The following is a 1541-nucleotide window of genomic DNA, read 5'->3' as shown; positions in this document are numbered from 1 at the left end:
GGTCAAGCCGACACGATTACAACACCAACGTTTCCGGGAGAGGCACTAGGTGTAGCTGATGGTTCCGGTCCGCGTCGGCGCGGGAAGTCATCAGACCGTCGCCGTTGTAGCCGAAAGTGGACGAGCCACCGGTACCGGCTGTGGTGAGCAGTTCACTACGGTCGTTCTAGGGAGAGAGCCTGGCCCGCCGTCGCTAGTGCCCTGTCCAGATAGGTTCGCCGGGTTGGTCAGGCGGCTGGGGTGAGGTGTTGCCCGCCCCAGCGGATGCTCTTCTCGCTGCGGACTCGTGCGCGTTCACGACGTTGTGCGGCGAGCACGTCAGGGTGGCGGGCGTTGGCGTTGCGCCAGCGCAGATAGTCGTGCAGCCGACGAGCCAGCACCGGGTGGTTGGTGTGGTTCGATCCTGCGATGACGAAGGTGCGCAGCAGCCCGAAGTGCGCCTCGATCGGGTTGGCCCAGGACGAGTAGGTCGGGGTGAAGCACAGCTCGACGTTGTTGCGTGCCGCCCAGTTGCGGATCGTCTGGCCGCGGTGGGCGGAGAGGTTGTCCAGGATGATGTAGATCGGTGCTCCGTCCGGGCGGGCGGCGCGGATCGATGTGAGTGCGGCCAGGGTGTTGGCAGCGGACTTCCTGGTGCGGACGATGCCCCAGAGGGTGTCCTCGCCCACGGAGTAGCAGCCGTGGAACTGCCGGACCCCGTGCAGCTTGCGGTAGTTCGCAGGCAGCCGGTCCGGATGTCCTTGTCGAGCCCAGCCGGCACCCAGGTGGGGCCGGATGGTGAGGGGCCCGAACTCGTCGAAGGCGAACACCCGGTCGCCGAACTTGCTGGTGACGTGCTCGATTCGGGAGAGTTTGGCGTCCCGGTCGGGGTCGTTGGACTCCTTCCAGGTCTTGGTTCGCTGGAAGGTGATGTCGTGTTTGTGCAGGAACTGCCGTAGCCGTTCCCGCCCGACCTGCACGACCTGGTGCGGGTTCTTGGCCAGGTAGGCGGCGAGCTTGCGCAGGCTCCAGCGGGTGAAGGGCTGCTCGAGTGCCTCAGGTCGCGTGGTGGCCGTCGCGACGATGAAGGCTTCGTCTTCAGGGCTGATCAGGCGGGGACGGCCACCCGCCCACCGAGGGTCCAGGCTGGCCATGCCTGTCTCGTTGAACCGGTGGATCACGCCGCGGATCGCGTCCTCGTCACCCTGGACCAGCCGGGCGATCGCCGGGACGGTGTTCCCGCCGGCCGAGGCCAGCACCACCATCGCCCGCCGCAGCCGCACCGCGGAACCCGTCCCTCTACGCACGATCTGCTGCAGCCGCTGACCCTCATGATCGGTCAGCCTGCGCACCCGGACTGGATCTGCCATCCACCCAGCCTGGCCGCAAGCCGATCAGCCGCCCCGAACGCTGACCGGCGTGTCACCAAACCGGCCAACGTTCATGGACAAAGCACTAGCCAGTGCCTCGATGAGGAGACCGGGGAGTTGGAGTTGACATTGGTGTGCCCGACTAGGACCAGCAGTACGGGTGTCCTACCCTGCTGGCCGCGTTCCTAGCCC

The 1541-nt window shown here is 66.6% G+C and carries 1 protein-coding gene; it reads right to left on the bottom strand.

What is annotated here, in order from left to right:
- Nucleotides 1–227 precede the first annotated feature (227 nt).
- On the bottom strand, nucleotides 228–1349 hold the full coding sequence (locus FNH05_RS37155; RefSeq protein WP_144593503.1) for an IS630 family transposase: 1122 nt from the start codon (nucleotides 1347–1349) through the stop codon (nucleotides 228–230).
- Nucleotides 1350–1541 lie beyond the last annotated feature (192 nt).

The organism is Amycolatopsis rhizosphaerae, from assembly GCF_007713715.1.
In the GTDB taxonomy this organism is placed as follows: Bacteria; Actinomycetota; Actinomycetes; order Mycobacteriales; family Pseudonocardiaceae; genus Amycolatopsis_E; species Amycolatopsis_E rhizosphaerae.
This window is presented reverse-complemented; position numbering and strand designations above follow the sequence as displayed.

Bases quoted from the DNA above. Each gene is read 5' to 3' on its own strand.
- FNH05_RS37155 (WP_144593503.1), bottom strand. From the start codon at position 1,349: ATGGCAGATCCAGTCCGGGTGCGCAGGCTGACCGATCATGAGGGTCAG.